The following is a 25,260-nucleotide window of genomic DNA, read 5'->3' on the forward strand; positions in this document are numbered from 1 at the left end:
GCCCTGCGCCCTAGAGCTTCGGCAGATATGCCATCGGGTCCAGATATGCGTTCGTCGGCGCAGCGACGGTCTTTATGCCTGCGCAGGTCTTTGACCCGAGGGCCGACGAGTCCACGACGCGGATGCCTTCGCTCGCGTATACGCCGAAATGTAGGTGCGGGCCGGTGGCATAGCCGGTGTCGCCGCTATACCCGATCACATCCCCTGTTATGACCGTATCCCCCGGCTTTACCGATACGACCGACAGGTGGCCGTATATGGTCGAAAGGCCGTTCGGATGCCTGATGAGCACATATTTGCCGTACTGACAGCCGCTCTTGTATTTCAGAGGCTCCGTATCGGCGACGGTGCCCGACAATGCGGCCTTTACCGGAGTTCCGATAGAGGCGGCTAGGTCTATGCCGCCATGGGTGCCGGACACGTAAAGGCGCTTGGCCGCGACGGTCTTGCCGAAGTACTGGGTGATGCGGATGCTGTCCAAAGGCCAGGTCAGGATGCCGGCCTTGGCGTCGGGAACCGCATTCGGGTCGAGCGTCACCTTCAATTGCGACTCATAGCTGAAGAGCTCCTTTTCATACGTCTCGCGCTCGGCGATCTTGTCCGCCAGTATCTTCTTGTATTCCGCCTCTTTGCCCGCCGTCGCAGTCAAAAGCTTGGACTTCTCGTCCTTCGTCGCCAGCACCGTCTGCTGCTGGCCTGCCAGATCCTTCTGGTATGACTTCAATTTCGACTGCTCGCCCAATGCTTCGTCCTGCTTGGCATTCAAGAGCTCGTTCAGGTCGCTCAAGTCGTCATAGCGGTCTTTGACCTTGGTCCGGAGGCTCTGGACGGCGTTCACGTAGTCCCAGGTCGCCGAGATGTTCTTGTTGTTGAGCAGGTTCTCGATCGGCGACTGCGATTCGGCGAACGCGGTGTCGCGGATGGATTCGGCGATGGCTTTCGATGTCGCGGCGATCTTGATCTCCGTGTCCTCGATATCGTCGTCGAGCTGCTTCAGGGTCAGGCTGGTCTTCGATATCTTCTGGCTCGTCAGGGCCAAGTTCGTCTCAAGCTTCTTCTGGGTCAATTCGAGCGTCTTAAGGGCGCTTGAGAGCGTCTGGGCTTCCTTGGATGTCGAATTGAGGAGCGTCGAGTACTGGTCTATCTGCTTCTGGAGGTCCTGGATCTTCTGATTGTTCTCGGTGATCTTCGCGCGTATGTCGTCGGCAGAATCGGCTGCGGACGCGGGCGAAGCCGTCTCTATGCATAAGAACAAAAACGCGGCGCAGAACGCCACGGCGATGCTCGCGGTTTTTATATTACGGAAGCTGTGTTTTGGCATCGGCGCTCTTGCGTATAAGCCCCAGCGCCTCTTCAATACGTTTGAGGACGGCTTGTTTGCCTAATATCGAAGCGAGGGTGAAGGGGTTGGGCGATCGGTCTTTTCCGGAAAGGGCATAGCGGAAGGGCCAGAGGACATTGCCCCTGCCCTCTTTCTCCGCATACGGCCATATCGCGGCCTTGATCCCCTCCTCATTCCATTTCTTGTCGGGCAGAGAGGTCAGGGCCGCTTTTATGTAGTCGAGGTGCCTTGTCGCCGGCGCCAGGTCGGCATCGTCTTTCCATTTCAGCGATAATGCGTCATACGTCGGCTCGGCGAAATAGTAATCGAGGTCCTGCGCATTTATGGACGCGTCTATGTCGCTGAACGCGCTCGCGCGCTCCATGAGTACAGGCGCGATCTTCTCCGCCATGGACGCCGTGATGTTCCAATGCAGGTCTTTGGCCCGATCGGACGATTCGACGCGCCGCTTTATCTCCGCCGCGAAAGCCGCCGGCGCCATGCGCTTTATATGCTCTTTATTGACCCAGCGGAGCTTCTCTTCGTTGAAGATCGCGCCGCCTTTCTGGACTTTCGACAGATCGAATGCTTTGACGAGGCCGGCGCGGTCGAATATCTCCTGCTCGGTGCCCGGATTCCAGCCGAGGAGCGCCATGTAATTGAGGAGCGCGTCCGGCAGGTATCCGAGGTCGCGGTAATAGGTGATCGGCTTCGCTCCGTGGCGCTTAGAAAGCTTCGATCGGTCGTGGGCGAGGACGAGCGGCAGGTGCGCATACGTCGGCACAGGCGCGCCGAGAGCTTCTATGAGCAAAATCTGCCGCGGCGTATTCGAAATGTGGTCCTCGCCGCGCACCACGTGCGTTATGCCCATCAGATAGTCGTCGAGTATGACCGCGAAATGAAAGATAGGCTCCGTGACGCTCTTGGCGATGACGAAATCGCCGAGGTCGGTCGTGTCGAATTCGATGTCGCCCCTGATCAGGTCGTGGAAGCGGACTTTTTTGTTCGGGTTTTTGAAGCGGATCACTGCGTTGCGCGGGCCGGGATTCTCGCTCTTGGCGGCGCGGGCGGTTTCGTTCTCGGCGCTTGAAACATACGCCTTCCCCTCCGCGATCAGTTTCTCCAGGTATTCGCGGTACAGCTCTCCCCTCTCTGACTGGCGGTACGTCGCGTCGTATTCGAGGCCGAGCCATGCCAGGCTTTCGATGATATTGTCCTCGTATTGTTTTTTCGATCGGGCCGCGTCGGTATCTTCGATGCGGAGTATGAACTTGCCGCCGTTCTGGCGGGCATAGAGGTATGAAAAGACCGCCGTGCGATAGTTGCCTGCGTGGAGAAGCCCCGTCGGCGAAGGCGCGAAGCGAGTGACTATTTTGGAGCCGTTCTTTGACCCAAAGCCGCCCTTGCATCCGAAATTAGCTCTGAAAAAGGCTCTGATTCCTGAGATCATAGGCACATTATAGCACACCGCGGTGTCCGATCTGAGCTATTTTGGACTGCGAAAACCGCCTCGCGAACTTATTTGGAGTGCGTCAAAGCGATATCTATGATCTCGCGGGCGATCTTATCGGCCGCGTCGCGATGGGCGAACGATTCGGCGCCGGCGCGCATGGCGTCAGCGACTTCGGGCTTGTCTATGATGCGCTCGATCTCTGCCGCCAATACGTGCGGCGTCAGGTTCACCTCTTCTATGACCGAACATCCTCCCGCCGCAGCATAGGCGAACGCGTTCGACGTCTGGTCGTGGCTGATCTCTTCCGGGATCGGAATGATGATCGCCGGCGCTTTCCAAAGCGCGATCTCGAATATGGTCGAGCCTGCGCGCGAGATGATCAGCGACGAAGCGCCTGCGGCCATGCGCAGCGCCAGCGCGTTCAGGTACGCGAACGGCTTGTATCGGTCGCGGTGGATGCTTTCGTTCAGAATGACGCGCGACGTGTTGGTCATCTCGTCTATGTTGTCTTTACCCGTCTGGTGGATGACGTAATATCTTTTGACCAGATCAGGGAGGATGCCGATGATGGCCTCGTTTATCCTCTGCGAGCCCTGCGAGCCGCCCAAGATCAAAATCGTCGGAATGGTATCCTCGAGCTTCAGATATTCGCGGGCGCCTTCGCGGATTGGCTCGGCGATCTCCTTTCGCACCGGATTCCCGGTGAAAGCGACCTTGTCCGCGGGAAAATATGCGGCGGCTTCCTTGTACGACAGGGCGATTCTTTTCGCGAACTTCCCTGCCCACAGATTCACGCGGCCGGGGTGCGAATCCGATTCATGGATGACGACGGGAATGCCCAAGACGCGCGCGGCGAAAAGCACCGGGAACGACACATAGCCGCCCTTGCCGAAGACAACGTCGGGATATATCTGCCAGACGCGGGCGACGGCTTTCATGACGCCGACGGCGGTCTTGAGCGCGTCGGTGATATTCCAGAGCGAGAAATAGCGGCGCACTTTGCCCGCATACGAGCGCTCGAATATGATGCCGTTCTCGAACAGGGCGCGCTCGTCGTACTGCGACGGCGCCATGTAATACAAAGAAGCGTCGATGAGCTTCTCCGTCTTCGCTATCGCCCTGATTGACTGCGCTATGGCGATGATGGGATAGAAATGCCCTCCCGTGCCGCCTCCCGTAAGCAGGATTTTCATGGTTTTAGAATTGCGGTTATTTTATCACAGCTTTAGCGCCTCAAACGTGCCGTTCTCGAAATATTCAAAAGAATGCCGGATTCCGCCAACACGAACAGCAATGCGGTACCGCCCTGCGATACGAACAGCAGCGGCACGCCGGAGAGCGGCAAGACGCCCGCCATCGCGCCTATGTTCGTGAACGACTGGACGATGATGAACGTCGCTATGCCGACCGCCAACAGCGTGCCGAACTGGTTCTCCGCGGTCAGGGCGACTTTCAGCGTGCGCAGCGCGAAGAACACATAGAGGCCGAGCAATACCAGCCCGCCAATCAGGCCGAATTCTTCCGCCGCCACGGCGAATATCGAATCCCCCACCGGTTCAGGAAGATAGTTGAATTTCTGGATGCTCTGGCCGAAGCCGCGGCCGGCGATGCCCCCCGATCCTATGGCGATGAGCGACTGGTTGATCTGATATCCCGCCGCCTGGGTCGCGCCGCTCGGATCGAAGAACGTCTGTATGCGCGCCATGACGTACGGCCGCGAGAACGCCAGCAATGTCAGACCGATCGCTCCCGCGGCGCCGAGAGACGCGATGTGCCGCCACTTGCCCCCTGCGGCGATGAACATGGCGACCAATGCCGAAGCGATGATCAGATACGTGTCGGTATCGGGCTGGAGGAGGCACAGGACCCCCGTCACGAAGAGCATGAAGCAGAGCGGAATGAATCCTTTTTTAAAATCGGACGCCTTGTCTTTGACGAAGGAAAGCCATGCGGCGAAATACATGACGGCTGCGATCTTCAGGACCTCTGATACCTGGAGCGAAAACGGGCCGATGATAAGCCATCGGACCGCGCCGCCGTGCCTTAATCCCAGGCCCGGTATGAAGATGGCGACGTTAAGGACGATGGCGAACAGGAAGAGCCAGAACGAGACTTTCCTCCAATGCATATGGTCTATGCGCGAAAACGCATAGAGGGCAAGGAGGCCCGGCACGAGTCCGAAAAATATTTGTTTAAAAGCGATCGAACCAAAATGGGCCGAGTCGCGCGCGAGGAGCCCGAGCGAGGCCGATAAGAATATAAGAAACCCGGCGACGATGAGGAGCCCGATCGCTACGAGGAGCCGCGTATCCATCCGATTCTTGCGCATCTGCTCATGATATCACGCGTCTGTGCGCGGCCGGTCGCGCATGTGTGCAAAAAGAAAGCCTCCGGGATTAAGATCCAGGAGGCATAGTCTAGAAGGTTTGGCCGAGAAGGATAACTCGGTTACTCGCTTCGGGCGCAGATTGGAGAGCGCGCGGCGGATGCCGGGAGCTCGATCGATCGGCGGGGCGTGTGACGCACCGGACTCTGGAGGCTTCGCGCTTGGCGCGGTCGCTACCACAGTAACCCGACTCGCTTATTGGGAGGGACGGCTCGGAATACGGAACGAAGACATGTCTCTGTCTCTTTTTGGCGTTCCGCGAGCGGCGTCTTCAAATAGCTTAGTCTGGTATAAGTATAGCACCCCCTGTTCTATTTGTCAAGCACTTTCGCGTTAAGATAAGAAATCGTTGATTTTACGAGGTTTTCCAGGTCTTTGAACCTGCCGTCATATGAGGATCCGAGAACCGATATAATGATCGGATGGTTCAGGCCCGCATTGAATGCCACGACCACGTTCCCGCCTGACAGATCGGTATAGCCGGTCTTCGATCCGATGAGATTCGGCACATTCGGTATAGCCAGGTCGGTGTTCACTGCGGCGTGAGGATAGTTCTCCGAGGATATCATCGTCTTTTGGAGCGCGGTCGCTTCGATCAGGTGCCGGTCCGTTTTCATGATGTGATCCACCAGGAGCGCGACGTCGCGGGCCGATCCGTATGCGCCCGACGTCGTCTTGTCTATGTCGAGGCCGGACTGATTAGAGAATCGCATGTCGGCGAGGCCGATCGATCGCGCGTTGGCATTCATCTGCGCTACGAAAAGACCTATGGGGTCGGTGGCCGTGGCGGAAATCTGGGTTCCGGCCGTTCGTGCCACCGCCCGGATGCCGTCATTTGACGACGTGACGAGGCTGAAGTCCACGATGTCGCGGATATGCCATTCTTCGCCGACATAGAGGCCGCTGTCGCCCTCTTCCCTGATATCATCAGGCGTTATGCGCACCGAAACCGATTCAGGGACGATATTCGAAGCCGTCAGAGCCGACATCAGTTTCGTCAGTGATGCGAGGGGCCGCTCTCCGTCAGGGTCTTTGGCATAGAGAGCCTTGTCGTCGCGGGCGTCATAGACGAATGCCGAGGCCGCCTCGACCGGCGTATACGGGAACAAGAGCTCCTGGACCGTCGTCGTGGACGTGGCAATCAAGGGCTCTTTCGGGATCGGCAAGGGCGCCGGGTATATCCACCACAAAAACAGCGCCGCGACGAGCGCCAAAAGGCAGAGTTCGGATACGGCGGCGCGTTTAGGATTCATGCGATGGGGCGGATTCGGCCGACGCTTTGTCAGCAGCAGCCTCTTCGTCGGCGAAAGCCTGGAGCTCGGCTTTTACTTTTGCGAAATCCGGGAGGTCTTCGATTTTGGCGACGCCGAGGTGCGCGAGCAGGTCTATGGACGGCTTGTATGAATAGCCCCTGCCCTGGCCTGGTTGCCCGTTCCTGCCGCTGGTCTCGGCGATGCGCTCGATAAGGCCGCGGATGAGCAGGTTACGCAAGATGAACGAAGAGTTCACGCCGCGGATGTAATCGATCTCTGATCGCTTGACCGGGCCTTTGTACAGAATGATTGACAGCGTCTCGAGTCCGGCTTTGCCCAGGTCGCGCATGAGCTCGTCTTTGGTCAGCTTTTCGATGATCGTGCCGACTTCCGGAGCCGTGCGCATCTCTATTTCGTCGCCATTGCGGATGACTCGAAGTCCTCGCCCCGCGAGGCCGGTTTCCAAGGCCGTCAAAGCAGTTTCGAGCTCCTCAGGCGCGCAATCGAGCATGGCCGCGGCCTTTTTTAGGATTATCGGCTCGCCTTTCCAGAAGAGCAGGGCTTCGAGCTTGGTCTCAAGTGTGAGCGGTGCGGGAGCGGATTCCATAGGTAGAGTATATCGCTAGTATTTCGGCACGCCAACGCTCTGGCCGGTTTCCATCTGTATGTCGTCGAAATGGCGCTCCTGGGTGACGTTTATGATGCCTTGCTTGACCAATTCGAGCATGGCGAGGAACGATACGATGACGTCGACTTTTTTGGCCTGATTCTCTGCGGTTTTGCCCGCATGCCCGCTGAATTCGCGGAAGCTCATGCGTAGGCTCTCGACCACGCGCTTGGTCAGGTTGCCGATCATCTCTTCGAGGCTGATGACCTTGTCCACGACGACTTTCGGCAGAAATTCGCGTTTCGGCAGGTTGGCGAGCACGCGACCGGCGGCGGCGAACAGGTTCGCGATAGTCATATCGGCGTCGGGCGAAAAAACAGCGTCTAACTTTCGTTCGCCTCGGGCAAAGAGCACGTTTTTGCCGAATATCGGCCGTAATTTGCCCGACACTTCGCGCATGCGCTCGTATATCTTCAGACGGCGGTTCAGGTCGTCTATCGACGCCTGCTCCTCGGTCGTTAATGTCAGCTGCGGCAGGAGCGATTTCGATTTGATGAGCAGCAGTGTAGAAGCGACAAGGACAAATTGCGCGCCCTCGGCGACCGGGAATTCGCCCAGATCGTGCACGTATGCGATATAGTCGTCGGCGACTTTCGCGAGCGATACGTCGTTCACGAATAATTTGCGCTTCTCTATCAGATCGAGGAGAAGCTCGAGCGGGCCTTCGAAATGCTGCTGTTTGACGGTGAAGGACATACGTCTCGGCGCGATTATGGATTCAAGCGCTTCACGTCGCGCGGCAAATAGGTCGCTTCGCGAACGTTCGGAAGGTCGAGCATCTTCATGATGAGGCGCGCCGGGCCGATGCCTGCTCCGCCGTGCGGAGGACAGCCATAGCGGAAGAAATTGATGTAGTCTTTGAGCGCTTCGAGGCTCATGCCTTTGTCCAAAGCCTGCTTTTCGAGGATGTCTACGCGATGCTCGCGCTGGGCCAATGTCGTTACCTCGATGCCGCGATACAAAAGATCCGCGCGCTTCGATCGGTCAGGGCCATGCTCGCTGCCCTCTTCGTGGCGCATGTGATAGAAGGCGCTCTTGGATTTGTGGTAGTCGGTGATGAATACGAAATCGTGGCCGTGCTTTTCCTTTACATAGTCGCAGATCGCGCGCTCTTCCTCCGGCGAAAGGTCATGCTCTTCGCCCGATTCGACGCCGCGCTCTTTGAGGATCTTTTTCGCCTCGACCATAGGAATGCGCGGGAATGGCGTGGTCGGGATTTCTATGGCCAGATTCGGGAATGCCTTTTTCACTGCCGTAAAGCCCGAAACGAGCATTTTTTCCTCCGTATCCATGAGGTCGTGATGCGACTCGATATATGCCATTTCAAAGTCCCAGCCGGTGAATTCGGTCAAGTGGCGCGTGGTGAACGATTCTTCGGCGCGGAATACCGGAGCGACCATGAAGACGCGCTCGAAACCGGATGCGATACCCATTTGCTTGTAGAACTGGGGCGACTGGGCGAGGTATGCCTTGCCCTTGAAGTACTTTACTTCGAAGACCTGCGCGCCTGTTTCCGACGGCGTGTTCATGAATGACGGCGGATATATCTGGAGGAAATCGTTGTCGAGCCAATACTGCCTGAAGCCGCGCTCGAGCTCGGTCCAGACTTTGAATATCTGGGCCTTTTCCGGCTTGCGAAGATCGATCCAGCGATAGTCGAAGCGGATCGGCGCCTCGGTCTCTTCCCCGCCCTTTTTAGTGACGACAGGGATCGGCAGTTCGGGAGCGGCGGCTGAAAGGACGACGATATCTTTGACCTCGATCTCGACGCCGCCCGGAGCCTGGTCGGCTTTTTTGGCCAAGCCATGTATCTCGACGACCGATTCGACATTCAGAGATTTCGCCGTATCGAATGCAGGCGACTCTTTGCCTACGACGCCCTGGATGGTGCCGTTGATGTCGCGGATGACGATGAATGCGATCTTGGACTGCGCGCGGAGAGCGTGCACGAAGCCGCGGACCATGACGTCTTGGCCTGCATGCTCGATGACTTTGTTGGTTGGGATTGAGATTTTCATATAAAAATAAAAGACCCCTTCACGAATCTGATATCAGACTCGCAGGGGCGATTTCATGCCGTTTGGCGCGAATCTCGCGGTGCCACCCTGGTTTATAACTCTTCTCTTCTACCGCCTATTCCTCGCCGGGTGTCAGCCGGGTCGTTGGTTAATTAGATAATATCTCTAAAATTATTGCAGGGCAATAATTGACTTTTCATCATAAATATGATAGAAGAAGCACAGAATTTGAACCATGAAAAAACTACCTTCGATCGAAAGACTTGTTGTTGAAGAACCTAAAAAACCTTCTCTTGCCGGTCTATTTGCTCTTACGGGCGATCTATATGCGGCCGCAAAAATGGCAACTAAAGAAAAAGAACCCCTGTATTGTTGTCAGGTGCAGCTCTGCTTCCAAAGGCACTCTGATCTGGAGCGGACCAGTCATGAAATCAAGAAGACCCTCTCCGATTCCGAGATCGACCCTCTTTGGAAAGCCGTATGCTGCATCGGCGCCAGCCAATGGGGAATTCTCGACGAGCTCATTGAGTACTCTAAAGACAAGCCGGATATTCTACGTTATCTCTGTGAAGATTTCGGCGGCAAGGAAGATCGGCATGTCTTTTCCCTAGGCATCGCTGCAGAGAATGAACAAATCGCTCAAACCGTCCTCGACCATCTTGTAGGGACCGGACACAGCTTTTTATCCCCCGAATTCATCGAGGCGATATTGAACAAGTATCCAACTCTGACACTCACAAAGCGTCAGAAAGATACTCTTATTCGCGAGGCGATCTCAGGCAGTCTATCGACCGAAGAAGTTGCCTTGTGTGAGAAAATGGCAGGACGTAGCCTGACAAAAAGTCAACGGAAACGTTATGGTCAGAATCGTTTCCGGGATTTGGTCGATTGCGATGACGCTGTCGCGCCTGAATTCGTGTGGAACGAGCTCAAACGATCTCTTTCCCATCGCGAAAAGGGGCTGCTTCAAGTGGAACTCCAGAGAATGCTTGCGATCCTCGAGAGGAATCAGCCGCGAGTCTAGTTAATTCGAGCCGATAACTCTATTTTGCAGAGTTATCGGCTTTTTCTTGAATATTTTATATTTCCGCTAACCAAGTATCGACAGCTTTCTGGCCTTCAGAGTGTAACACCTACGCTCACCCTCACCCTCTCCATCATCCCCTCCGCCCTCTTCCTCGCCTGCTTTGCGCCCTTTTCCAAAATCTTCACAACCTTCTTGCGATTCTTCGCTATCTTCTCGCGGCGTTCGCGCATGGGCCTGATGAAATCCTGGAGGTCTTTGACCAGAGCGTCCTTGAGCGCCTTGTACTTGCCGGCATTGTCGCCATAGAGCTTGTCCAAATAGTCTTTATCGCGGATCAATTCGTGGATGGCGCGGACGTTCATGGGCACGCCGCCGGAAGAATCGGTGACAATGGACATGACGGCTTTCTGTATCTCTTCATCCGTAGCGAACAGGCTGATGGTATTGCCGTATGACTTCGACATCTTGCGGCCGTCGGTGCCGGGAACGGTCTTTACGCTCTCGATGATCATGTCGGTCGGCAGTTTGAACGTCGGTTCTGCGCCCTGGCAGAAGATATTGTTGAATTTCTGGGCCGTATCGCGGGCATATTCGACATGCTGCTTCTGGTCAGAGCCGACCGGAACGATGTCAGTGCCGTACAAAAGGATGTCCGCCGCCATGAGCATCGGATAGTTGAACGTGCCGACGGAGATCTCCTTGTCTTTCGCCTCGGCGTCCTTGAACGCATGCGCGCGCATGAGGTACGGCATGGTCGTTATGGTATCGAATATCCATGCGAGTTCGGTATGCGCCGAAACGTCCGACTGCTTGAACAAGACCGCCTTTTTCGGATCGAGGCCGATAGCGAGATAGTCTATGGCGAGCTCGATGATGTTCTCGCGCATAGTCGCGCCGTTCTGGATGAAGTTAAGCGCGTGATAGTCGGCGATCATGAAATAGCAGTCGTATTTTCCTGTATTCAAAAGATCCACGAACTGCTTCATCGCGCCGAAATAGTTGCCGATATGAGGCCTTCCGGTCGGCTTTACGCCCGAAAGGAGGGTTTTCTTAGGGAGAGACATGAGAAAATAGTAGCAAAAACGGCCGGGAAAAGCCCGTTAATCCGCCGGCGCGATCTCGCTCTTGATCTTATTGAATCCGAGCAATCCGCATGTCAGGAGGAATACCGCGACCGTAAATGCCAGGTCTCCGATATCGCCGTTATATGCCGTGCCCACGGTCGTTGTATAAGAGAATATCGAATCGGCGACGAACATGGCGGCGAGCCCGGCCAGGATGAGCACGACGTCGTATCTATAGCGCCCGCCCAGGTACTTGAACGAAAGCCCTGCGACCACGACGGACACCGAGAGGCTGACGATGTCTCCCAAAGGGTATGCTATATCGAGCAGGGTCTTTAATGCATTGTTGCTGTCCGATATCAGGAGCCCGCCCTTCCCTACGATGATCAGAATATAATACGCGATGGCGCCGATGATGAATGGCATGATGATGGCGAATGCCCGACCCTTTTTGCTCTTGAGGCTCATACCGATGCCCGTCGTCACCGACAGATATATGGCGCCGAGGGTATAGAAAAAGACCGACGGAGCGAAGAATATGTCGGCAATGGACGGATACGGGATCTCTACCTGGAGAAATATGTTGTAGTACGCATAAGTGATCTCGCCGCAACCCCAGAGGAAGAGGCCGAAGCCGAGGAGCAGGATCGCTTTGCCGAGTATGGTCGAGAGGCCGCCCCACTTTCGGTATCCGGCGAGGGCGAATATGCCGCCGAAGAACGGGATGAGACCGTAGCAGAGGACGAAGATATTGCTTGCCGTCGTATCGCCCGCGCTGCCGAAGAAAAGCACTGCCCAGAACGCGAGAAGCGCGATGAAGAACGCTGCACAGGCCTTTTGATACCCGTTAAAGGACATGGGTATAGTGTAGAACGCCCCTATTTTTTGAGCAAACGAACGACTTCGCCGAACGCGATCTTCTCCTGACTCCCCTTCTCCAGATCTTTGATCACGATCTTGCCCTCCTTGGCCTCGTCAGAGCCGTATATGAGGGCGTATTTGATGCCCTTGTCGGACGCGTATGAAAGCTGCTTCTTCATGTCAGCGGTATCGAAATAGACGACGGTGTTCACGCCCGCCGCGCGGAGGTCGGATGCAAGGCGCAAATAGTCGGCTTGCAATGACTCGTCGAAATTGACGATGAGCGCCTTGGCGACGGTCTTTTCCGTCGCGACCAATTTCAATTCCTCGAGAGCCGCATAGAGGCGGTCGAGGCCGATCGATGCGCCCACTGCAGGCACAGGCTTGTTCGAGAACATGCCGATCAGGCCGTCATAGCGTCCGCCGGACAGGACGGAACCGAATTGCGGCGCATTGGCGAGCGTCGTCTCGAAAATGATGCCGGTGTAATAGTCCAGACCGCGTGCGATGGAGAAATCGATGACGAAGCGAGCCTTCGGAGCCAGTACCGATGCGCTTTCGATGATGGAGATAAGCTCGGCGACCGCCGTTTTGATGGCCGGGAATCGTTCGGCGACCGCAGCGATGTCTACCCGAGCATTCATCGGATCAATGGACACCTGCGCAAAGCCGATGATCGCGTCCGCGTTGTTCGCGAGGCCCGTTCCGAGCTCTTTTTTGACGCCTTCGGCGCCGATCTTGTCCATTTTATCGACGGCGCGGATAGCGGCGGTCTTCGCTTCGGCCGAAAGGCCGAGAGAGTCATAAAAAGCATTGATGATGGCCCGGCTATTCACTCGCACGACGAAATCGGTCACACCGAGCTTTGCCAAAGTTCCTGCGGCAAGCGCCAAAATCTCCGCATCGGCGAGCGGCGAATCGGAACCGACGATGTCGGCATCGCACTGGTAGAACTCGCGGTAGCGGCCCTTCTGCGGATTGTCCGCACGCCAGACGGGCGAAACCTGATAGCGCTTCCACGGCCTTTTAAGGTCGCCGTTCTGCGCGACGAGGCGCGCCAGAGGGATGGTCAGGTCGTATCGAAGGGCCACATCGCGGTCGCCGTTGTCTTTGAAGCGATACATGAGCTTGTCGCCCTCGTCGCCGTATTTGCCCGTGAGCGTTTCCAAATACTCCAAAGCCGGCGTCTCGATCGGTTCGAAGCCGAACGATTCGTATGACGCCTTAACGGTTTCGATCATGCGCTGCCTCCCTATCTGCTGCTCGGGCAGGAAATCTCGGAACCCTTTCAAAAGTTTTGGCTCTATTTTGGCCATGGATATAAGACTAGCAGAAGATACTGATGAGGGCTATTTAACCTCCGGCAACTCCACGTAGAACTGGCTGCCCTTGCCCTCGCCTGCCGATTCGGCCCAGATACGACCGCCGTGGGCGTTCATGATCTCTTTGGCGATGAAGAGGCCGAGGCCGGTGCCGTGGATGTTGGCTTCCGATGCGTTCGGAGCGCGGGTGAATTTCTGGAAGAGCTTCGGCAGAACGTCCGGACGGATGCCTACGCCGGTGTCAGCGGCCTTGAACCTGATCTTGCCGTTCGCCTTTTCGAGCGACAGGGTGAGCGAGCCCTTTGGCGTATATTTCACGGAATTGTCCACGGTGTTCATGATGACCTGTTTGAACTTGTCCAGATCAGCCTTGACGCGATACGTCTGCGAATCGTCTATGACGACGTTCAGCGCCAGGCCCTTCGCGTCTATGTTCGGTTTCTGCTCGTTCGCGACTTCCTGCACCATATCCTTGAAATCGAGCTCCTTCATATCGTATTTCATGGTGCCGAGCTCGATGCGCGATACGTTGAGGTAGTCTTCGACGACATTGATCATCGTCTTGACCGAGGAATAGACGGTCTGGACGATGTTGCGGAGCGGCTCGGCTATAGGGCCGACATCGCCTTCGAGGATGAGCGACGTATTGCCCTTGATCGCCGTCAGAGGGCTGCGCAGCTGGTGCGTCGCGAACGAGATGAACTCGGTCTTCTGCTTGTCGAGCTCGACGAGGCGAGTGTTCGCCTTCTGGAGGTCGGCGGCGAGCTTTTCGATCTTGCGGCGGGCCTCGGCCTCTTTTTTCACATTCCTCAAGAGCGTAACGCCGAAGAAGAACGACAGGATGAACGTGATGATGGTCAATATCTGGTTCGTCGTGTTCTCGAGGAAGAAGAACTGCGAGCCGATCATGATCAGGAGGACATAGACGAGCAGTTGCGTGCCGAGGAGGCGCAACTGGAACATCTTGAGGTTCGTGATGGTATAGAGGATGAGCGCGAGGAACACCGGCAGGACGAAGAGGCTGTAGAGATTCAGCTCGTAATATCCGGTCTGGCTCGATATGTATTCGGTTACGGAGAAGACCGCGAAGAACAGGATCAGGGCGATGCCGACCACCGATACCTGTATCTTTTTAGCACGATCGGAATTGCGGAGCGCGCCCATACCGGAGACCAGAATATAGATGCAGACGGCCCATTCGATGGCGAGCTTATAGTTCGTAAGGAATTCGCTATTGAAAGCCTCGCATACGGGCTGGTTAAAGCCCATGATGGACGCGCCCGTCACCGTTATCCACCAGGCCGGCACCGAAAGCCCGAGGAACGTCAGTTTGAGCCATGCGGGGATCTTGTTTCCGTTATTGACGAGAACGGCGAAGAAATAGGCGCCCGCGATATAGAAAACGGTGTTTATATAATCGAGAGGCGCCCAGAAGAACGTGACGAGATGATAGTCGGTCTGGGTCCAGACTATGACGTCGCCTATGAGCCAGAGACAGAATGTTCCCACGAATATGCTGAAGACTCTGGAGAGAAGCGAGAATCTCGAAGCGAAGAGGACGAAGACGCCCAGGAGAACCGCGATGAACACCGGAACGAGATGAGAATAGTATGCGATCGTGTGGTAGCTCTCCGTAGTGGCGAGGCAGGTGTTCAGGTCCATGATCTCAGATTATAGCAAGTCTGACTTCCCTTTTACATACTCGATCGAGGTGGATGGGTGGCACATCCAGAACTCCTCGCCTTCGATGTCCGTCGGCTCGAGTGCCACGATAAGCGGCTTTCTGCCGCTCGATCTCAGTATCTCTATGAACGCAGGCAGGAATACTTCCTTCGTGAACCCTATCTCCTTCTCATCGAGCATGAAGTTTTCGAATAGGATAGCGTTTTTAAGGAAAAGCGTCAGGAAATTCCGATAATAGTCTTTGGCATTGCCGCCTGATCGAGAAAACCACTCCGATGCGTCGAAAAGGGTCGGCTTCAGGAAGAGAAAGCCCGAATAGGTCTTTTCGATGAGCTCGTGATGGAAATCTATGAGGCTCTGTCCCCAGAGCGTCTTCACCTCGTCGATCTTTTTGCCGTTATATGAATTGAAATCTATGACGTTGAATCGCGCGATCTTCGAGCCGCCTTTCTTGCCTTTGCCGAGATAGAACGACATCTTGCCCCAGGATTTTTTGCACTCGTTATTGGACGTGAATTTGTCCTGATGGTATTCCCAGAGCAGGGGCTCGAAATCGCCTATAGCGTCTGCGATGCTTATGAACCTGCGGAATTCGTAGTTCGGAGTGGCGAGCTGACGAAAGAGGACGGCTTTCGGAGCCTTCGCCAGAGGCTCCGGCACGCCCGCCGGCAGTGTATCCGCCACGTATCGAGCGATGCCTGAATCCTCGTGTCGCGCGGCCAGCTCTTTCGCGGCGTCTTCAAGGGACGTATATATGAAATCGTTGAAGGCCTGTCGGTCAGAGGTCAGCCTCTCTATAAGCGAAGAGAGTTCCGTATCGGTGGAAATCTGGACGTCGGAGGCTATTTTTTGCGCGGTCGCCATGAAAATTAGGTTACTCTGCGGACGAGCAGGCGTCGCCGGCGGCGGTATCGCATATCCTTTCCTCGCATGCCATCTTGCCCGATTCGCATTCGGCCGCGCACGTGTCGTCGGCGCATGATCCGAAATCGGCTGCCTTTACGTGGAACTCTCTGTAGGACGAGAGATCGTTCGGAGGGCAATCGCCGTCGTCGCATTCCCTTACGAAGCATGTATGCGCCGAAGCGTCGCACGGAGCCTCGACGAGAAAATCATAGTCTTTTTCGTAGTAGAAAGTATAAAAATTGGCGCCGATGGCCGACAAGACCATTGCGGCGAGCACGAAGAAAAGCATCCTATTCATGTATGTCATTGTAGCACGCCCTTCCGGACCAAAAGAAAACGCGCAACCCTGTAAGGTTGCGCGTCAGAAGCCGGTCGTTTTCAGCAAGATCTTTGCGAAAGCGAGCAAGCCTCCTACCAACAGAGTCCACGCGACGTTGCAGATGACGTGGCTCGTAATGAACAATATCCAGACTTTCGCTTTTCGCAGATCGACTGATTTCCCGTACAAGTAGATGATCGCGGTGAACGAATCGAACTTGATCGAGAAAAAGGCGAATCCGAGAGCCTTTCCGACAGCGAGGGGGCCGATTTTCCAGTCATAGACGGTGCGGACGACTGGAAGCTTCAGGATAGTATCCCTCAGCGTCCAGTCGGCCTCCGTCCTGCCGTTGATCACGAGGTAGAGAAGATTCCCGACCAGCGTAACGGCGAACATGACCGCAAAACCCCTGATCTCGCCGAGCCACCCGATCATGACCGGATAGAGGGCGAGGTCGATCCAGTTGTCGAGAGCCTGCCACAGAACGAATCCCGCGACCGCGCTCGACTTCTGGGTCTTGCTTTTCCAAAAAGCGTTGAGAGCGAAACAGAGAAAGGCTGATCCCAGAGCGATGCTCCAGAGGATCTTGGGGTCCATAGGACACCTCCTTCTTTGAAGTTAATGTGCGTACGGCGTCGTGCCGCGTTTACGAATATATTATAGCACAATATATAGGCAAAAGTCAATATCTCCCCCTCCGTCAATAAAAAGGAGCCCCTTTCAGGGCTCCTTGCGCTATGCCGTCGCCTTCTCCGTCCCGCGGAGACCGGCCGACTGGCGCTCTGCTTCGCGCATGACGACCCGCAGCGTCCCTTCCTCCGAAGACCGGAGGATGAGATTGCAGTACATATCACACGCCTTCTTCTCGTCGAGGAGCTCGCTATGCGTGCCTGCCCCGACGATCCTGCCCTCTTCCATGACCACGATCTGATCGGCTTCGCGGGCTATATCCAGATTGTGAGTGCTCATGATGCACGTTCGGCCTCGCACCGCCGCTTTGATGGCGTCGTCGAGGAGCCTCCGGTTCATGGGGTCGAGAGCGCTCATTGGCTCGTCCATGAGAAGCACGTCCGGTCCGGGCACGATGGCCCGCCCGATCGCCAGGCGCTGGCGCTCGCCTCCGGAGAGGTTCGCGCCGTTCGAGGCGATCCGGAATTCGAGCGGATCGTCGGGGGACAGATGCGTCAGCCGCACGTTCCGGAGCGTGCCCATCAGGTATTCCCTGTCGAGCTTGTCCGGATCCGCTTCGCTATAGGCGAGGTTATATCCGAGGCTCGCCTGCCATATGCCGAAACGCTGTTCGACGATGCCGAGAGACCGGAGCCACGAATCATGGTCAATGTCCCGCAAGTCCAGTCCGCCGACGGTTATCCTCCCCTTTTCAGGTTCGATGATGCCGGCGATGAGAGCGATGAGCGTGGATTTTCCGGAACCTGAAGGACCGACGATGACCGTATTCTTGCCGTGAGGAATGATCAGGCAAAGGTTCTCGACCGTGTAATCCCTGTCTCCGCCCATGTCCGGATATCGGAAACTGACGTTCTCGAAGACGATGTCGCCTTCGGCCGGGATCGCGCGTATGCCCCTATCCCTCTCTGCCCGCTTTTTGGCGGACGGAGATTGATCGAGATACTCGAAGAACCGCGCGATCTGCTCCCGGGCCTGGAGGAGGTCCCGCTGGATCGATCCGATAGAGCCCATCGAAGCGAATCCGGCGAACGACCACGTCATGACGACGAGGAACTGCCCTTTCGTCATGATCCCGCCATCCGCGAACACGAGCGACAGAAAGAAGAGCGTGGCGAGCGTCAGAAACGAGATCGGCTCCCGCGAAGCGTACGTTTCGCTGAAACTCTTGAGCCAGAGCTTTTTGCCCCGAGCCTCGAATTTCGCGAATTCCGCCCTGAAGGACGCCACCTCGTATCCCTGCTTGCCCGCAAGGACGACCTCGCGGGCATTGTCGAACCTTTCCCAGAAGCGCTGCTCGATCTCGTTGTTATGCCTCTCGAGCTCTTTGACGTCAGGGAGCATGCCTTTGCTTATGGCGAAGTTCCGCCGGACGTATCCGAGGAACCCTGCCAGGAGCACGAGGCCCAGGACGGGCTGTATCCAGGCTATGCCGATGACCGCTATGGCCATGCCGGATGCGATGGGCAGTATGTCGAACACGATCGTCTGTACCATTTTTGGGAATGCGGACGCGCCGCGGCGCACGGTCTCCCTGTCCTCCGCAAGCCGTTCGGCCATGAGAGACAGGGGTACGTCGAACGCTTTGGCGAAGGCTTCCGCATAGAGCGTCATCTCGAAAGGATAGGTCACTCTGCGGATGTTCTCGACCCATTTCGACCAGTCGCAGAAATATCGGGCCGCGAGCACCGCCGAGAAGGCCGCGACGAGGGTGTATCGGCCTTCGGCCGTGCCCTGGTCTACGATCTTTCCAAAAAGCCAGAAACAGAGGAGGTTGAGCACTTGAACGCAGAAAACCGCCGTCGCTATCCAGAGCAGGGGCCCCTGGAACGGACGGCACAGCTTCCACGCCCTGGCAATGAAACTTACTTTCACAGTGAAGTCCTTGGTTGAGGGTTGTTGAAGATGGAATATGAAAGATCAAAAATACTGGCGTATTTCTTTCCGCAAGTATTACGCCGCGGCCGCTATATTTGTTCCCGCAGGATTCGGTCGAGCTTAGATTCCCTCTTTTTTCAGGTCTTCGACGGCCTTGCGCGCGTCTTTGGAGAGCTTCTTCGGCATCGTTACATGGACGACGACGAGAATGTCGCCGCGGTGGCCGTCCTTGCCCCGCGCGGTGGTCGGAGCACCCTTGCCTTTGACGCGAAGGATTTCGCCTTCGGATATGCCTTCAGGGATCTTAACGACGATGTCGCCGTCGAGCGTCTTGAGCGGTATTGACACGCCCAGGAGCGCGTCAGAGAGCTTTACGGCCGTCTCCGTGAGGAGATTGTTGCCTTCCTTGCGAAATGTCGGGTGTTTTTTCACGTGAAGGCGTAGATAGAGGTCGCCCGATTGGCCCCCGGCAACGGCTTCGCCTGCTCCGGTGAGACGCACCATTTCGCCGTTCTCGACGGATGCGGGGACTTTGACCTTTATCTCCTGATTGCGCTTGGTGACGCCCGCGCCGCGGCATACCGGGCATTTCTCTTCCGGTTCTTTACCCGCGCCGCGGCAGGTTTCGCACGTCCGGGTAGTCTGGAACGATCCCATGATGGATCGGCGGACTTCGGTAACGCGGCCTTTGCCCGAGCAGGTGTGGCATGTCTTCATCTTGCTGCCTTTTTTGACGCCCGAACCTGCGCATTCGGCGCAAGCCGATACTTTATTCAAGACGATCGTCTTTTCCGCTCCAAAAATCGATTCTTCGAAGGCGATATCGAGGTCTACCTGTATGTCGGCGCCGCGTTTTTGTTTCTGGCGACTGCCCCCCATTCCGCTGCCGAAAATATCTCCGAATATATCGCCGAGGTCGAATTCGACGCCGTTCGCGCCGTTGAAGCCGCCCTGGAATCCGGAGAAATCAAATCCGCCGAAGTCATTCGGGTTGAAACCGCCGGCGCCCCCGAAGCCCGGCCCAGCCGAGCCGAACGTATCATATTGCTTTCGCTTGTTCTCGTCGCCGAGGACGGAGTATGCCTCGTTGGCTTCTTTGAACCTGTCGGCATTGCCGGTCTTCTTGTCCGGATGATGCTCATGCGCGAGCTTGCGGAACGCCTTTTTGATGTCGTCCTGCGATGCGCCCTTGTCTACTCCGAGTATCTTGTAATAGTCTTTTGACATTGCTTTGGTGAAAGTAGACACCCTGTTTCCCGCGATCCATTCGCGGGAAACGAGTTGGCCGCTTTACTTATTTTCAGTATATTCCGCGTCTTTGACGCTATCGCCGCCCTCCTTCTTGCCTGCGCCGTCCGCGGCGCCTGCCGCCTGCTGGGCTTTCATCATCGCTTCGCCGATTTTCTGCATCGACGCGGACAATGCTTCACTCGCCTTTTTGACGGCGTCTGCGTCGCTGCCGTCTTTGACCTTCTTGAGGTCGGCGACCTTGGCTTCGACGTCGCCGCGAATATCGGCAGGAACCTTGTCGCCTGCATCCTTCAACGACTTTTCTGCAGTATATATCATCTGCTCGGCGATGTTCTTCGCTTCAGCTTCCGCGCGCTTCTTTTCGTCATCGGCCGCATTCATTTCAGCGTCCTTCTTCATGCGCTCGATGTCTTCCTTGGACAAGCCCGACGAGCCCTGAATCTTGATCGACTGCTCTTTGCCGGTCGATTTCTCCTTAGCTTTGACGTTCAGGATGCCGTTCGCGTCGATGTCGAACGTGACTTCGACCTGCGGGACGCCGCGAGGAGCCGGCGGGATGCCGTCGAGGATGAATTTGCCGAGCGATTTGTTGTCGCGAGCCATAGCGCGGTCGCCTTGGACGACGTGTATCTCTACAGACGTCTGGTTATCGGCTGCGGTCGAGAATACCTGCGATCGCGATGCGGGGATCGTGGTGTTCTTTTCGATCAGTTTAGTCGCGACGCCGCCCATAGTCTCGATGCCGAACGACAATGGAATGACGTCGAGGAGAAGCACGTCTTTGACGTCGCCCTTGAGCACGCCGCCCTGGATGGCCGCGCCTAATGCGACGACTTCGTCAGGGTTCACGCCCATATGGGGCTTCTTCTTGAAAAAATCCTCCACTGCTTTCTGCATCGCAGGCATGCGGGTCTGGCCGCCGACGAGGATAACCTCATTGATATCAGCGACCTTGAACGGCGACGCTTCCATCGCGCGCTTGGTGATCTCCATGGCGCGGTCGATAAATTCGGCGCAAAGGCCTTCGAGCGTCGCTCGGGTCATCTTTTTGACCAAGTGGAGCGGCCCGTCCGAGCCTACCGATATGAACGGGATGTTGATCTCGGTCTCGACCGCCGTCGAAAGCTCGATCTTGGCCTTTTCGGCCGCATCGTCGAGGCGCTGCTTGGCGAGAGCGTCCTTGCGGAGGTCTATGCCGTTTTCCTTAGCGAATTCGTCCGCGAGCCAGTTGATGATCTTCTGGTCGATATCCTTGCCGCCGAGGTGCGCATCGCCGTCCGTAGAGCGGACTTCGACCACGCCTTCGCCCACTTCAAGGACGGAGATATCGAACGTGCCGCCGCCGAAGTCGAATACGGCGATCTTCTCGTCCTTCTTCTTGTTAAAGCCGTATGCCAAGGCTGCGGCCGTAGGCTCATTGATGATTCGCTTCACGTCGAGGCCGGCGATCTTGCCCGCGTCCTTCGTCGCCTGGCGCTGCGAGTCGTTGAAATATGCCGGAACGGTGATGACCGCTTCGGTCACAGGCTCGCCGAGGCGCGCTTCCGCGTCCGCCTTGAGCTTGGCGAGTATCATTGCCGATATCTCTTCGGGACGAGACCATTTCTCGCCCATCTTCACTTCGACGCCGCCGTTATCGGATTTGCGGGTCTCGAAAGGAACGGCTTTCGCGTCCTTCTGTACCGAGTTCTCGTCGAAATTATGGCCGATGAAGCGTTTGATCTGGAATACGGTGTTCTTCGGGTTCGTGACTGACTGGCGCTTGGCGACGACGCCGACGACGCGCTCTTTAGTCTTGGTCTCTGCGACGATGGAAGGCGTGGTGCGCATGCCTTCGGCGTTCTCGAGGATCTTGGGCTCGCCGCCTTCCATGACGGCGACGGCGGAATTAGTGGTACCAAGGTCGATACCTATGATCTTTGACATAGTTTAGTGCTGCTAGGCCGCGCAAGGGACGGCAAGGTTGAATAATGGCAGAAATAAGAAGCTGCCAGACAGGCTAGCGAGCAGCCGACGGAGCGCGTGCGAGTTGATTGACGAGGAAGTCGAGCGAAAAGAACGGCGACGTGTATTCATACGTCGACGGGATGAAGAACTCGGCGAAGACAGGGGCCTTTGGAGCTTCCAGAGCGAGGGTAGACGCTACGGCGGACGCGCGGCGAGCCGCCTGATCGAGAGGCTTGGTACCGAGGAAACACACTTCGCGGGTGCCGTTATTTTCTATGACGGCGAAGAATGCGCGGACGGTCTCGCCCGTTGCGAGGGTCACCTCGCGGGAGACGATATGGAATTGTGGCCTCTTGGTCAGCATTATTTTAAGTATACCTTACAGATATAGTACGCAAGCTATTTCGCTTTTGGTTCAGCGACGACGACTTTCGCCGGGCGGATGAGCTTGGCGCCGAGCTTATAGCCCTTTTCGATGACAGAAATGATCGTATTGTCTTTTGCCGTATCATCGGTCGGCTCATATTTGACCGCTTCATGGAGATTCGGATCGAATGTCTCCCCTGCTGCGCCGACTTCTTTGAGACCGTTCTGATCGAGTACGCCTTTGAGCTGGCCATATATGTATTCGACGCCCGAACGCCAGTTCCTGTCGGCCTTTTCCCAGGCAGCCTTGTTCGCGAATGCCATTTCGAATGAAGAAAGCACGGGCAAAAGCTCCTCGACGAGGCCTTCGTTCGCCATCGTCCTGAATTCCTTCATCATGGCTTCGGTCTGCTTCTTGTGATTGGCGAAATCAGCCTTGGCGCGCTGCCAGCCCGCGAGATATTCGTCGCGTTCGGCCTTTATCTTGTCTATTTCAGTCTGCTCCATTACGGACATACTAATGAAATCAGCGCGCCCAGTCAATAAATTTGCAACAAAAAGCCGCCCGTGTTACGGGGCAGGCGTACCTGAAATCCTTTCTTGTTTATTGTTGATGAACCGAGCGCAAGGCGTACCTTAACCTCCAAAGCAAATAAAAACACCCCGCCAAGCCCTGGGGTGTTTTTATTTGCTTTGCTAGCGCTTGCTCCACTGAGGAGACTTGCGGGCCTTCTTGAGACCGAACTTCCTGCGCTCCTTTGCGCGGGGGTCTCGCTTGAGGAAGCCGAGCTTCTTGAGCTTCTTGCGGAGCTCGAGGTCGTAATCGAGGAGGGCACGGGAGATCGCGTGGCGGAGAGCCTCTGCCTGCGAGTGGATGCCGCCGCCCGAAAGGATAGCGGTGACCTTGAACTTCTGGGCGATCTTCGATTCTACGAAAGCAGCCTCGCCGATAGCCTGCATCTCGGCCGTGGCAAAATAGCCGGCGAGATCTTTCGTGACGCCATCAGAATTGGTGAGCTCGAACGACTGCTTTGCGGCAGGCGTGATGCGGGCGCGGGCGACTGCCGTCTTGCGTCGGCCGACCGCTTCGAAATATTTGGTTTTAGTCTCGGTTGCGTTCATAAAAGGTTTATTCGGTGATCGTGAGGTTCTTCATGATCCTCGGGGTGAGCTTGTTCTTCGGGAGCATGCCCTTGATCGCGATGCGGAAAACTTCGCTCGTACCCTTCTTTTCGATCATGCGCTTCATCGTAGTGTCTATGAGGCCGCCCGGATAGCCGGTATAGCGGCGGTAGACCTTCTCCTCCTTCTTCTTGGTCGAGATGTCGGCTTTCGAAGCGTTAACGATGCGGACTTCGACGTCGGCGATGACGTTCGGAGCGTACGCGGTCGTGTTCTTGCCCATGAGGATCTTGGCGGCTTCGGTGGCCACTCGTCCGATCTTCTTCGCCTGTGCGTCTATAGTGTGGGTAGTTCGCATGGGAGTAATGATTATTTTACGAACTGGATATGGGCCATCTTCGCGCCGTCAGACTTGCGGAGCGGGAGCTTGATGACGCGGGTATAGCCGCCCGTGCGCGCCTTGTGAGCAGGGGCGATAACTTCGACGAGCTTCTTCGCAGCCTTTGCGTCGCCGATCCTCGAAACGAGGAGGCGGCGGCTGGCGAGGGTGCCGTTCTTGGCTTTGGTTACCATAGGCTCGATGAACTTGCGGAGTTCTTTCGCCTTGGCCTCGGTCGTAGTGATGCCTTCGTGGATAATGAGCGAACGCACCAAAGAGCGGACGAGCGCGGCGCGCTGTCCTTTTTCCCTGCCCAGTATTCGAAATTTCTCGTGGTGTCGCATGGCGTGTTTAGAGGCTCAAGTTTACAGATTTTCTATGATTTGTCTACTTAAGGGTGATGCCGTACTCCGAAAGAGCCTTGCGGATCTCCTGGATGCCCTTCGGGCCGAGGCCTTCGATGTTCTCGATGTCCGCCTCTTTCTTGCGCGCGAGGCCTCCGACGGTGCGGATATTCGCATTCGCGAGAGCGTTGGTCGTCCTCTGCGAGAGGCCGAGGGTCTCGATCCTAGTCTTGAGGAATTCGGTGTCGAGCTCCCTCTTCGCGCCGCCAGCAGCTTCAGACTTCTCTTCCGATGCAGGGGCGACAGGCTCTTCCTCCTTGAAGCCGACGATGGCCTTGAGCTGGGTGATCATGATGCTGATCGACTTCTCGAGAGCCTCGTGAGGCGTGATGGTGCCGTCGGTCTCGACAGTGATCTTGAGGCGGTTGAAATCGGTTCGGTCTCCGACGCGCATGTTCTCTACTTCGTAGTTGACGCGCTTGATCGGAGCGAAGGTCGCGTCGAGAGCGATGGTGCCGATATCTACGCGCTCCTTCTGGAGAACGTCCTTCGATACGTAGCCGAGGCCGTGGGCGACGGTGATCTCGATATCGAGCTCCGCGCTCTTATCAGTTACGGAGGCGATATGGAGCTCCGGATTGAGGATCTCTACCTGGCCGGGGACCTTGATGTCGGCCGCGGCGACGTCCTTGACGCCCTTGACCTTGAGCGAAAGCGTCTGGGTCTCGGTCGTAGCGACCTTGATGCGGAGCTTCTTGAGGTTGAGGAGAAGGGTGATGACGTCTTCCTTCACGCCGTTGATAGTCGAGAATTCATGCGATACGCCCGCGATCTTCACATGAGTGACGGCCGTGCCCGGGAGAGACGAAAGGATGATGCGGCGGAGCGAGTTGCCGAGGGTATGGCCGTAGCCGGGATAGAGGCCGTCTATCTCGTACACGCCGAGATTGTCCTTTTCGAGGACGATCTTTGGCTTCGAAGGGAGCACGATGTTGGTTTCGTTCAT

The 25,260-nt window shown here is 56.3% G+C and carries 25 protein-coding genes; 1 reads left to right on the forward strand and 24 read right to left on the reverse strand.

Annotated features, from left to right (window positions below; genetic code table 11):
• Positions 1 to 10: 10 nt before the first annotated feature.
• The 8 genes from VHE10_00095 to aspS all read right to left on the reverse strand — a co-directional run bounded on the left by VHE10_00095 (position 11) and on the right by aspS (position 9,098).
• Positions 11 to 1,321 (reverse strand): peptidoglycan DD-metalloendopeptidase family protein, encoded by a 1,311-nt coding sequence (locus VHE10_00095; protein ID HVU06189.1) that lies wholly within the window; start codon positions 1,319 to 1,321, stop codon positions 11 to 13.
• Entirely contained in the window at positions 1,299 to 2,771 is a 1,473-nt protein-coding gene (locus VHE10_00100; GenBank protein ID HVU06190.1) for a glutamate--tRNA ligase family protein, read from the reverse strand. Before VHE10_00100 ends, VHE10_00095 begins: the two co-directional genes overlap by 23 nt.
• A 68-nt stretch (positions 2,772 to 2,839) precedes the next feature.
• Positions 2,840 to 3,967 (reverse strand): UDP-N-acetylglucosamine--N-acetylmuramyl-(pentapeptide) pyrophosphoryl-undecaprenol N-acetylglucosamine transferase, encoded by a 1,128-nt coding sequence (locus tag VHE10_00105; protein ID HVU06191.1) that lies wholly within the window; start codon positions 3,965 to 3,967, stop codon positions 2,840 to 2,842.
• A gap of 32 nt (positions 3,968 to 3,999) precedes the next feature.
• The gene (locus VHE10_00110) at positions 4,000 to 5,103 is read right to left on the reverse strand and encodes a putative peptidoglycan glycosyltransferase FtsW (protein HVU06192.1); all 1,104 of its coding nucleotides are present in this window, start codon (positions 5,101 to 5,103) and stop codon (positions 4,000 to 4,002) included.
• Positions 5,104 to 5,471: 368 nt separating this feature from the next.
• Positions 5,472 to 6,413 carry a hypothetical protein gene (locus VHE10_00115; protein HVU06193.1) on the reverse strand — a complete coding sequence of 314 codons (942 nt, stop codon included), beginning with the start codon at positions 6,411 to 6,413 and terminating at the stop codon, positions 5,472 to 5,474.
• Positions 6,403 to 7,020, reverse strand: coding sequence for an SMC-Scp complex subunit ScpB (locus VHE10_00120; protein HVU06194.1), 618 nt, complete (start codon positions 7,018 to 7,020; stop codon positions 6,403 to 6,405). Before VHE10_00120 ends, VHE10_00115 begins: the two co-directional genes overlap by 11 nt.
• A gap of 15 nt (positions 7,021 to 7,035) precedes the next feature.
• Positions 7,036 to 7,776, reverse strand: a complete 741-nt coding sequence (locus VHE10_00125; GenBank protein ID HVU06195.1) for a ScpA family protein — start codon at positions 7,774 to 7,776, stop codon at positions 7,036 to 7,038.
• A gap of 14 nt (positions 7,777 to 7,790) precedes the next feature.
• Positions 7,791 to 9,098 carry an aspartate--tRNA(Asn) ligase gene (gene aspS / locus VHE10_00130; protein ID HVU06196.1) on the reverse strand — a complete coding sequence of 436 codons (1,308 nt, stop codon included), beginning with the start codon at positions 9,096 to 9,098 and terminating at the stop codon, positions 7,791 to 7,793.
• A gap of 235 nt (positions 9,099 to 9,333) precedes the next feature.
• Here aspS and VHE10_00135 point away from each other — a divergent pair, with 235 nt between their 5' ends.
• Entirely contained in the window at positions 9,334 to 10,122 is a 789-nt protein-coding gene (locus tag VHE10_00135) for a hypothetical protein (protein HVU06197.1), read from the forward strand.
• 95 nt (positions 10,123 to 10,217) lie between these two features.
• On the opposite strand, the gene trpS is transcribed toward VHE10_00135, so the two are convergent.
• The 16 genes from trpS to VHE10_00215 form a co-directional block, all read right to left on the reverse strand.
• On the reverse strand, positions 10,218 to 11,189 hold the full coding sequence (trpS, locus tag VHE10_00140) for a tryptophan--tRNA ligase (protein ID HVU06198.1): 972 nt from the start codon (positions 11,187 to 11,189) through the stop codon (positions 10,218 to 10,220).
• A gap of 36 nt (positions 11,190 to 11,225) precedes the next feature.
• Positions 11,226 to 12,047, reverse strand: a complete 822-nt coding sequence (locus VHE10_00145; GenBank protein HVU06199.1) for a hypothetical protein — start codon at positions 12,045 to 12,047, stop codon at positions 11,226 to 11,228.
• Between the two features lie 20 nt (positions 12,048 to 12,067).
• On the reverse strand, positions 12,068 to 13,366 hold the full coding sequence (gene hisS / locus VHE10_00150) for a histidine--tRNA ligase (protein HVU06200.1): 1,299 nt from the start codon (positions 13,364 to 13,366) through the stop codon (positions 12,068 to 12,070).
• 33 nt (positions 13,367 to 13,399) lie between these two features.
• The gene (locus tag VHE10_00155) at positions 13,400 to 15,034 is read right to left on the reverse strand and encodes an ATP-binding protein (protein HVU06201.1); all 1,635 of its coding nucleotides are present in this window, start codon (positions 15,032 to 15,034) and stop codon (positions 13,400 to 13,402) included.
• A gap of 9 nt (positions 15,035 to 15,043) precedes the next feature.
• Positions 15,044 to 15,919, reverse strand: coding sequence for a hypothetical protein (locus VHE10_00160; GenBank protein ID HVU06202.1), 876 nt, complete (start codon positions 15,917 to 15,919; stop codon positions 15,044 to 15,046).
• Positions 15,920 to 15,929: 10 nt separating this feature from the next.
• Positions 15,930 to 16,259 carry a hypothetical protein gene (locus VHE10_00165; protein ID HVU06203.1) on the reverse strand — a complete coding sequence of 110 codons (330 nt, stop codon included), beginning with the start codon at positions 16,257 to 16,259 and terminating at the stop codon, positions 15,930 to 15,932.
• Positions 16,260 to 16,322: 63 nt separating this feature from the next.
• On the reverse strand, positions 16,323 to 16,877 hold the full coding sequence (locus VHE10_00170; GenBank protein HVU06204.1) for a hypothetical protein: 555 nt from the start codon (positions 16,875 to 16,877) through the stop codon (positions 16,323 to 16,325).
• 138 nt (positions 16,878 to 17,015) lie between these two features.
• Complete coding sequence (locus tag VHE10_00175) at positions 17,016 to 18,749, reverse strand: ABC transporter ATP-binding protein (protein ID HVU06205.1); 1,734 nt, start codon at positions 18,747 to 18,749, stop codon at positions 17,016 to 17,018.
• Positions 18,750 to 18,965: 216 nt separating this feature from the next.
• The gene (dnaJ, locus tag VHE10_00180; protein ID HVU06206.1) at positions 18,966 to 20,072 is read right to left on the reverse strand and encodes a molecular chaperone DnaJ; all 1,107 of its coding nucleotides are present in this window, start codon (positions 20,070 to 20,072) and stop codon (positions 18,966 to 18,968) included.
• A gap of 63 nt (positions 20,073 to 20,135) precedes the next feature.
• Entirely contained in the window at positions 20,136 to 22,022 is a 1,887-nt protein-coding gene (dnaK, locus tag VHE10_00185; protein ID HVU06207.1) for a molecular chaperone DnaK, read from the reverse strand.
• A 73-nt stretch (positions 22,023 to 22,095) separates the two neighbouring features.
• Complete coding sequence (locus VHE10_00190) at positions 22,096 to 22,407, reverse strand: hypothetical protein (protein HVU06208.1); 312 nt, start codon at positions 22,405 to 22,407, stop codon at positions 22,096 to 22,098.
• Positions 22,408 to 22,442: 35 nt separating this feature from the next.
• On the reverse strand, positions 22,443 to 22,916 hold the full coding sequence (locus VHE10_00195; protein ID HVU06209.1) for a nucleotide exchange factor GrpE: 474 nt from the start codon (positions 22,914 to 22,916) through the stop codon (positions 22,443 to 22,445).
• Between the two features lie 189 nt (positions 22,917 to 23,105).
• Entirely contained in the window at positions 23,106 to 23,531 is a 426-nt protein-coding gene (gene rpsI / locus VHE10_00200; protein HVU06210.1) for a 30S ribosomal protein S9, read from the reverse strand.
• Positions 23,532 to 23,538: 7 nt separating this feature from the next.
• Positions 23,539 to 23,889: a 50S ribosomal protein L13 gene (rplM, locus tag VHE10_00205; protein ID HVU06211.1), complete on the reverse strand. Its 351-nt coding sequence runs from the start codon at positions 23,887 to 23,889 to the stop codon at positions 23,539 to 23,541.
• Positions 23,890 to 23,900: 11 nt separating this feature from the next.
• Positions 23,901 to 24,254, reverse strand: coding sequence for a 50S ribosomal protein L17 (gene rplQ, locus VHE10_00210; protein HVU06212.1), 354 nt, complete (start codon positions 24,252 to 24,254; stop codon positions 23,901 to 23,903).
• Positions 24,255 to 24,297: 43 nt separating this feature from the next.
• Positions 24,298 to 25,260, reverse strand: coding sequence for a DNA-directed RNA polymerase subunit alpha (locus VHE10_00215; GenBank protein ID HVU06213.1), 963 nt, complete (start codon positions 25,258 to 25,260; stop codon positions 24,298 to 24,300).

The organism is Candidatus Paceibacterota bacterium (assembly GCA_035546035.1).
Lineage (GTDB): Bacteria > Patescibacteriota > Minisyncoccia > Phycocordibacterales > UBA6065 > UBA6065.

What these genes read in the sequence shown, in the direction of transcription:
- VHE10_00215 (HVU06213.1), bottom strand. Translation starts at nt 25,260, where the DNA reads ATGAACGAAACCAACATCGTGCTCCCTTCGAAGCCAAAGATCGTCCTC.
- VHE10_00135 (HVU06197.1), top strand. Translation starts at nt 9,334, where the DNA reads ATGAAAAAACTACCTTCGATCGAAAGACTTGTTGTTGAAGAACCTAAA.
- rpsI (HVU06210.1), bottom strand. Translation starts at nt 23,531, where the DNA reads ATGAACGCAACCGAGACTAAAACCAAATATTTCGAAGCGGTCGGCCGA.
- VHE10_00105 (HVU06191.1), bottom strand. Translation starts at nt 3,967, where the DNA reads ATGAAAATCCTGCTTACGGGAGGCGGCACGGGAGGGCATTTCTATCCC.
- hisS (HVU06200.1), bottom strand. Translation starts at nt 13,366, where the DNA reads ATGGCCAAAATAGAGCCAAAACTTTTGAAAGGGTTCCGAGATTTCCTG.
- dnaK (HVU06207.1), bottom strand. Translation starts at nt 22,022, where the DNA reads ATGTCAAAGATCATAGGTATCGACCTTGGTACCACTAATTCCGCCGTC.
- VHE10_00165 (HVU06203.1), bottom strand. Translation starts at nt 16,259, where the DNA reads ATGAATAGGATGCTTTTCTTCGTGCTCGCCGCAATGGTCTTGTCGGCC.
- VHE10_00145 (HVU06199.1), bottom strand. Translation starts at nt 12,047, where the DNA reads ATGTCCTTTAACGGGTATCAAAAGGCCTGTGCAGCGTTCTTCATCGCG.
- VHE10_00190 (HVU06208.1), bottom strand. Translation starts at nt 22,407, where the DNA reads ATGCTGACCAAGAGGCCACAATTCCATATCGTCTCCCGCGAGGTGACC.
- VHE10_00110 (HVU06192.1), bottom strand. Translation starts at nt 5,103, where the DNA reads ATGCGCAAGAATCGGATGGATACGCGGCTCCTCGTAGCGATCGGGCTC.
- dnaJ (HVU06206.1), bottom strand. Translation starts at nt 20,072, where the DNA reads ATGTCAAAAGACTATTACAAGATACTCGGAGTAGACAAGGGCGCATCG.
- VHE10_00100 (HVU06190.1), bottom strand. Translation starts at nt 2,771, where the DNA reads ATGATCTCAGGAATCAGAGCCTTTTTCAGAGCTAATTTCGGATGCAAG.
- rplM (HVU06211.1), bottom strand. Translation starts at nt 23,889, where the DNA reads ATGCGAACTACCCACACTATAGACGCACAGGCGAAGAAGATCGGACGA.
- VHE10_00095 (HVU06189.1), bottom strand. Translation starts at nt 1,321, where the DNA reads ATGCCAAAACACAGCTTCCGTAATATAAAAACCGCGAGCATCGCCGTG.
- VHE10_00155 (HVU06201.1), bottom strand. Translation starts at nt 15,034, where the DNA reads ATGGACCTGAACACCTGCCTCGCCACTACGGAGAGCTACCACACGATC.
- rplQ (HVU06212.1), bottom strand. Translation starts at nt 24,254, where the DNA reads ATGCGACACCACGAGAAATTTCGAATACTGGGCAGGGAAAAAGGACAG.
- VHE10_00115 (HVU06193.1), bottom strand. Translation starts at nt 6,413, where the DNA reads ATGAATCCTAAACGCGCCGCCGTATCCGAACTCTGCCTTTTGGCGCTC.
- VHE10_00170 (HVU06204.1), bottom strand. Translation starts at nt 16,877, where the DNA reads ATGGACCCCAAGATCCTCTGGAGCATCGCTCTGGGATCAGCCTTTCTC.
- aspS (HVU06196.1), bottom strand. Translation starts at nt 9,098, where the DNA reads ATGAAAATCTCAATCCCAACCAACAAAGTCATCGAGCATGCAGGCCAA.
- VHE10_00125 (HVU06195.1), bottom strand. Translation starts at nt 7,776, where the DNA reads ATGTCCTTCACCGTCAAACAGCAGCATTTCGAAGGCCCGCTCGAGCTT.
- VHE10_00120 (HVU06194.1), bottom strand. Translation starts at nt 7,020, where the DNA reads ATGGAATCCGCTCCCGCACCGCTCACACTTGAGACCAAGCTCGAAGCC.
- VHE10_00195 (HVU06209.1), bottom strand. Translation starts at nt 22,916, where the DNA reads ATGGAGCAGACTGAAATAGACAAGATAAAGGCCGAACGCGACGAATAT.
- VHE10_00160 (HVU06202.1), bottom strand. Translation starts at nt 15,919, where the DNA reads ATGGCGACCGCGCAAAAAATAGCCTCCGACGTCCAGATTTCCACCGAT.
- trpS (HVU06198.1), bottom strand. Translation starts at nt 11,189, where the DNA reads ATGTCTCTCCCTAAGAAAACCCTCCTTTCGGGCGTAAAGCCGACCGGA.